This window comes from Glycocaulis sp., assembly GCF_052168375.1.
In the GTDB taxonomy this organism is placed as follows: Bacteria; Pseudomonadota; Alphaproteobacteria; order Caulobacterales; family Maricaulaceae; genus Glycocaulis.
This window is the reverse complement of record NZ_JBQLZR010000195.1, coordinates 1-5,863: the sequence shown is the minus strand read 5'-3', so window position 1 is coordinate 5,863 and position 5,863 is coordinate 1. Positions and strand designations below refer to the sequence as shown.

The 5,863-nt window shown below is 64.0% G+C and carries 6 protein-coding genes; 1 reads left to right on the top strand and 5 read right to left on the bottom strand.

Annotation, left to right across the window (positions count from 1 at the left end; genetic code table 11):
- From infC to ACTS2Z_RS07675, 3 genes are all read right to left on the bottom strand, one after another.
- Positions 1-522 (bottom strand): translation initiation factor IF-3 (gene infC, locus ACTS2Z_RS07685; protein ID WP_442572629.1); only part of this gene is annotated, 522 nt, incomplete at its 3' end.
- Positions 523-666: 144 nt separating this feature from the next.
- On the bottom strand, positions 667-1,653 hold the full coding sequence (locus tag ACTS2Z_RS07680) for a glycosyltransferase family 9 protein (protein WP_442572628.1): 987 nt from the start codon (positions 1,651-1,653) through the stop codon (positions 667-669).
- A 5-nt stretch (positions 1,654-1,658) separates the two neighbouring features.
- Positions 1,659-2,807 carry a glycosyltransferase family 4 protein gene (locus tag ACTS2Z_RS07675; RefSeq protein ID WP_442572627.1) on the bottom strand — a complete coding sequence of 383 codons (1,149 nt, stop codon included), beginning with the start codon at positions 2,805-2,807 and terminating at the stop codon, positions 1,659-1,661.
- Positions 2,808-2,936: 129 nt separating this feature from the next.
- On the opposite strand from ACTS2Z_RS07675, the gene ACTS2Z_RS07670 reads away from it, so the two are divergent.
- The gene (locus ACTS2Z_RS07670; RefSeq protein WP_442572626.1) at positions 2,937-3,692 is read left to right on the top strand and encodes an alpha/beta fold hydrolase; all 756 of its coding nucleotides are present in this window, start codon (positions 2,937-2,939) and stop codon (positions 3,690-3,692) included.
- On the opposite strand, the gene ACTS2Z_RS07665 is transcribed toward ACTS2Z_RS07670, so the two are convergent.
- Together ACTS2Z_RS07665 and ACTS2Z_RS07660 are read right to left on the bottom strand one after the other, a co-directional pair.
- A complete protein-coding gene (locus ACTS2Z_RS07665) occupies positions 3,689-4,255 on the bottom strand; it encodes an NtrZ family periplasmic regulatory protein (protein ID WP_442572625.1) in 567 nt (188 codons plus the stop codon). The two genes, ACTS2Z_RS07670 and ACTS2Z_RS07665, sit on opposite strands and share 4 nt — an antisense overlap.
- A gap of 95 nt (positions 4,256-4,350) precedes the next feature.
- The gene (locus ACTS2Z_RS07660; protein ID WP_442572624.1) at positions 4,351-5,589 is read right to left on the bottom strand and encodes a porin; all 1,239 of its coding nucleotides are present in this window, start codon (positions 5,587-5,589) and stop codon (positions 4,351-4,353) included.
- Positions 5,590-5,863 lie beyond the last annotated feature (274 nt).

The following is a 5,863-nucleotide window of genomic DNA, read 5'->3' as shown; positions in this document are numbered from 1 at the left end:
CATGATCATCTGGCGGCCTTCGAGCTTGGGCTCGAACTCCACCTTGGCGATGTCACCGAAATCCGCCTTGACCCGGTCGAAAATGACCATGCCGCGATCCTGGTGCGCCATTTCACGGCCACGGAAGCGCAAGGTGATCTTGACCTTGTCGCCGTCCTCGAAGAAGCGCCGCATCGATTTGGTTTTCACCTCATAATCGTGCGTGTCGATGTTCGGACGCATTTTTATCTCTTTGATATCCTGCGTCTTCTGCTTCTTGCGAGCTTCGGCCTTCTTCTTCTGCTCCTGGTATTTCAGCTTGCCGAAATCGGCGAGCTTGCAGACTGGCGGATTGCCATTGGGAGAGACCTCGATCAGGTCAAGCCCGGCCTCGGCAGCTGCTTCCAGCGCGGCCTCGATGGGCATCTCACCTTGCTTCTCGCCATTCTCGTCAATCAGAAGCACCCGCGGAACGCGGATTTCTCCATTGATGCGCGGCCCATCCTTCTTGGCAGGCGGCGCGGCGTGCGGACGTCGTGCTATGCGTCTTCTCCTGTCACAGCACCGGGCTGGGGAGGCTGAAAACGCTCCCGCGGCCGGCAAACATAAGGCGTAGTCGTGTCAACGCGCATATACGCGCTTTCGATGCAAGCGCATATCGTGAGATGACCGGTAAAATCAAGACATTCAGGCCGCTTCCGGGTTGCGGGCGAACCCGCCGGCCACGCGCATGGACTGCACGGCCTCGGCAACCGAAATCTGCGCAAGTGTCGGAGCATGCATGAGAATCACGCTTTCCGGACCACGCGGCGAAGCCATGTGTGGCGCTTCAGCACCAGGATGAAACATTACAGCGGGCGATCCGGAAGCCACCAGCAGGTGCAACAGATCGACATCCTCGCCAAAGGCAAAGCTGGCCTTGCGGCCGAGGCCTGCAAGCTGAACGAGGTTTGCCCGGCCCGTGAGATCGCGCGCGCCCGGCGTGACATGGGCAATGTAGCGGCCGATCTCGCGAGTGGAGGGTCCGCCGACGATCACCGGCTCAACACCCTGTTCCTTCAAGGCGTGCGCCAGCGAGGCCCAGCGCTCCTTGGGCCAGCGAAAGGCGGGCTGGAACTCGTCACCCGCCGGGGCAAAGAGCGCATAGCGGCCCTGCAGCCCGAAATAGGCCGGCTCCAGTGTGCGCGATCGCTTGGCGACAAAATCGACCCAGTCGAGCGAGGGCGGCGGGGCCTCACCCAGATGATAGCCGGTGCGGCCGATACCGGCCTCGCCCAGATGTTCGGCAATCTGCTCGGACGGGTGGCCGGCGCTGCGCGGGTCGGGGGCCAGATCGATCCAGCGCCCGCGCGACAGGCGCATTGCGCCCTTGAGCTTGCGGGCGGCATCGGAGGCGCAGAGATCGTAGACGAAGTCGAATTTGGAGGCCCGGGCCATCTTTACCCGCTCGAATAAGCCGCGATTGGCCGTTTCGTGAAGACTTGTCTCGACCGCGTTGAAATACGGGCAGTATTTGACGAGACCCTCAAACTCCGGCGTCGTCAGGAAGGTGATGCGCGCCTTGCGGTGATGATCGCGCAAGGCCCGCGCAGCCGCCATCATGCGCACAGTGGCGCGCAGATCGCCTTCATGGACGACCAGTACCTGTTCCTTGGGCGGCTCGGTCTCGTTCATGCCTGTCAGTCTAGAAGCTCTGCATATACCCGCAAGGTCGCTGCCTGCAGCGCCTCTCGTGAATAATGGCCGATAACACGTTGACGCGCCAATTGCCCGCGCAATTTTCGTGCCGGGGGGTCAAGCGTCAAAGCGGTATGCAGGCGCCGGGCTAGATCGCTCGCGTTTCCCGGCTCGAAAAGCCAGCCGGTCTCGCTGCCTGACAAGATCTCCAGCGGTCCGCCATGGGCCGCTGCAATGACAAGGCGCTCCATCGCCATGGCTTCTGCCAGCGTGCGGCCAAAGGCTTCCGGATCGGTCGAAGGGTTGATCACGACATCGGCCACGAGATAGGCGCTGCCCATGTCGGTGACATGACCTGCGAGCACAAGGGCAACACCTTTTTGGGCCGCCAGCGCGCGCAACTCTTCGACATAGCCGTCACGGCCCTGTGCATCCCCGGCGCAGACAAGGACCGGCTGCCCGCTGCCCTGCATGGCGCTCAGTAGCGCAACAGCCTCGATGGCAAGGCGCTGGCCCTTCCAGGCTGTCAGCCGGGCGGGCAGGAGAATGACAGGCGCATCACGCCCGTCCAGCCAGGCCGCCCGCAGGCCCTGAACCCGCAGCGGATCGCACAGCGCAGGGTCGAAGGTAGAAAAATCCACGCCGCGCGGAATGACATGCAGGTGGGACAGGTCTGCCCGGCGCGCCGCGAGGACCGGTCCATGCTCGGCGCGGACATGCTCTGCAATGAAGTGGGAATTGGCGATGACCGCATCGCCGCGTGCCATGACGGAGTTGTAAAACCGCTTGGGCACCGATTTCGCATTATAGGTGCCGTGATAGGTCGTCACGAACGGTATGTGCGTTTGCCGCGCAGCCAGAAAGCCGCTCCAGGCCGGTGCGCGCGAGCGGGCATGGATGATGTCGATCTGGCGGGCTTTCACCAGTTCGGCGAGGCGGCGCGCATTGGCGTGCATGGCAAGCGGGTTCTTGGTCTTCATGTCCAGCCGGACAAGCTCTGCGCCAACGGCATCAAGCTCGCCTTCCAGCCGTCCACCAAGGCTTGCCACGAGCGCCTGGCCGCCCGCCTGCACGACCGCTTCGGCCACGTCGATCGTGGTGCGTTCGGCTCCGCCCGCATCGAGCTCAGGAACAAGCTGGAGGATTTTCATGGGTCAGAGCGGTTCCGGACGGTAGTCAGGCAGGTTGGGGATACAGGCTGGCAGTTGAATGCGCGGGCCTCACTCTTAAAGATGGGCGGTCACAGGGGCAAACGCCATCACGCACACAAAGGTTCGACCATGGTCCAGTTTCTAGGCACCGCCGACAATCATCGGATTGCCTACAACCAGCATGCCGGCAAGGGTCCTCACCTGGTTTGGCTGGGCGGATTGCGCTCCGACATGGAGGGTACGAAGGCGCTTGCACTTGATGCGTGGGCCAGGGAACAGGCGCGCGCCTTCACCCGCTTCGACTATTTCGCCCATGGCCAGTCTGACGGTGACTGGCGTGACGCGCGCGTCGGACGCTGGCGCCGTGATGCGCTGGCCGTGCTCGATCAGCTGACCGAAGGCCCGGTGATCCTTGTCGGTTCCTCCATGGGTGCATGGACGGCCCTTCTGGCAGCTCTGGCGCGGCCTGAACGCGTTGCCGGGCTGGTCCTCATCGCACCGGCGCCTGACTTTACCGAAGCCCTGATGTGGCAAGGGTTCAGCGAGGCTGTTCGCGCGGAGATCCTGAACCGGGGCGAATGGGCTCAGCCTTCGGAGTATGGCGAACCTCTCATCATCACGCGCGGCCTGATCGAGGAAGCGCGCCAATGGCTCCTGCTGGACGGGCCGATCCGGGTTGATGGTCCAGTGCGGGTCTTGCAAGGCATGGCCGATCCGGATGTGCCCTGGCAGCACGCCGTGCGGGTATGCGAGGCGCTGACTTCGGATGATGTCAGCCTGCACCTCACCAAGACCGGCGACCACCGCCTGTCCACGCCAGACGATATCGCGCGGCTCATCAGCTGCGTCGAAGCCTTGTGCAATCAGATGGAGAAAACCGCCTAGAAGCGGAAGGCGGATTCAAAGCGCAGCTGAGGCGTGCGCGTATCCGGCTCTTCACCGAAAATATCTTCTTCCGGGGCGGTAAAGCGGAATTCGCCGCCAATGCGCACCCGGTCGGTCAGGGCGAAGTAGGCGCCCGCGCTGACATCTTCCAGCTCGAAGGCCTGTCCGCGCATGCGCTGGGAAATGCCCAGCGAAATGCCCCAGCGTTCACCGGCAGAGAAGCGGAACTGCTCAGCCTGCTCACCCCAGACAGAGGCCATGCGCCCTGCAGGCGCCATGGTGAAACGGCGCTGCCAGGCGGTAGCCGATGCGGTGGGTGTATCGGGAACCGACAGAAGCTCACTTCTGCGGCGGTCGGCACCGGCCTGTTCGATTTCGGTCTGGGCAGCCTCGGCCTGCTCGGCGAGGTCCTCAAGGCGTTCCAGCGAGGTCAGGCCGGAAAACGCATTGCCGCGCAGGTTGAATGCACCCGCCTCATCACCATCCACAGCCCATGCGGACGGCGCGGTGGCAAGCGCCATCGCGACCGGCAAGGCTGTCAGGACTGGGAACGCAAGGCGCATGTCAAACTCCGATACCTCGCATCAGGATATAAGCCAGCAACGCAGAGGCCGAAATAGGGTTGCGCCCGAAACCCTGCGAATCCGTTACAAGCGTGTCAAAAGCGCAACCCTGCCTCGATAAAGGCCCGGGTATCGGAGTCGCTCTCGCGGCGCGGACCGCCCGCGCCCGGCGCGGCAAAGTCGGCTTCACTATGCGAAACGCCCGCGCCGATGATGAAGCCAGGCTCGAAATATCGGGACACTCCGGCCTGAATGGTCTCGCTGCGGGCGTCGGCCAGACCCGCGCGGGCGCGCGATGCCTCAATGCTGAAAAGCCAGTCGCCACGCTCATAGGCCAGGCTCACAGACTCGGCGCGGTAGCGGCTATCCGGCGCCCCATCATTGCTGACCAGCGCGCTGAAGCCTGCACTCCACGGCCCCTGAACCCGGACGATGCGGGCCGAGACGGCCCACGGATCTTCGTAAAAGCCGTTCCCGGCATTTGCCGCCTGACCATGCGCAAGGCCAAGGCCCGCCGTCCAGCGCACGCCAGACGCTCGGAAGCGGTGGTCGAAGGAGAGGCCAAGCTCTGCCACATCACCCACATCGGCGCCGGCAAAGAGACCGGGCACGCCCTGGGGCCGGCAATAGCTGGCACCGCAGATATTGGCATCGGGGGTGTAGGACGCCGCCAGCCGGAAACCGGCAAGACGCACGCTGCGCACGACAATCTTCGGCGCGTATCCGGAAAGGGTGTTGGTGGTCGAAGCGAGGTTCAGGCCCGATGCGTCAACGCGCGGACCATCGGCGCGCATCAGCCAGAAAGCGCCTGGCAGGTCTTCAGTTTCGAGACTGGCTGCGCCAGGGCCATATCCGCCGCGTACTTCGGCAAAGCCTCCACGCCAGTAGAGGTAGGCTGTCTCTATGGCCAAGGCTGGATCATCGCCCTCGACCCCCGGACCGGCAACAAAGCCGGTAAACGCGCCTGCGGGAACGAGCCCCCCGGCTGACGGGCATCCCGCCAGTGCGGGCGGGCAATTGCCGACAGACCGGGCAAAGCCTGCACTTCCGGCATCACGGCGCAGCACCAGACCGCCAACAAAGCCTATACGGTCGAGATTGTCGAAAGTGTGCTGGGTATTGAGGCCGAAGCGCACCTCGCCGAGCAGGCCGGCCCGGCCGCTCGAATCACCCGGCGCGAAAAGCAGGTCAGCGCCGAAAGTCAGCTCGGTTTCGAGGCTGTCGCCATAGCGGAGCGCCTGGGCCTGAGTGCTCGAGGTGAAAAGGGCGAGGGGGGAAATAGGCGCGGCCGCGAGAATAATGAAGGCCAGCCGGTAAGCGCGAAGCGCTGTCATGGGTGTCCTTCTCTCGCGGCCTCGCCGTGGCGCCCCCGCTTTCCCCCGGACGCGCAGACGCCAGAAGACATGGGCGTCGCCGGGTGGTCAACCCGCTCTGCCCGCGCCCAAGGGGCAAGAGGGTTAAACTGTCACAAGACTGCAACGGTTCGAGACGCGGCCGGGAGCATCTGAGCATTGCGGTCAGGCGGCGTTACAGGGACTGGCCACGGCGCGGGCGCATGCTATAGAAGCATGTCACGGGTTGCGCCGGTCACGGCTCTGGTCTTTTGTG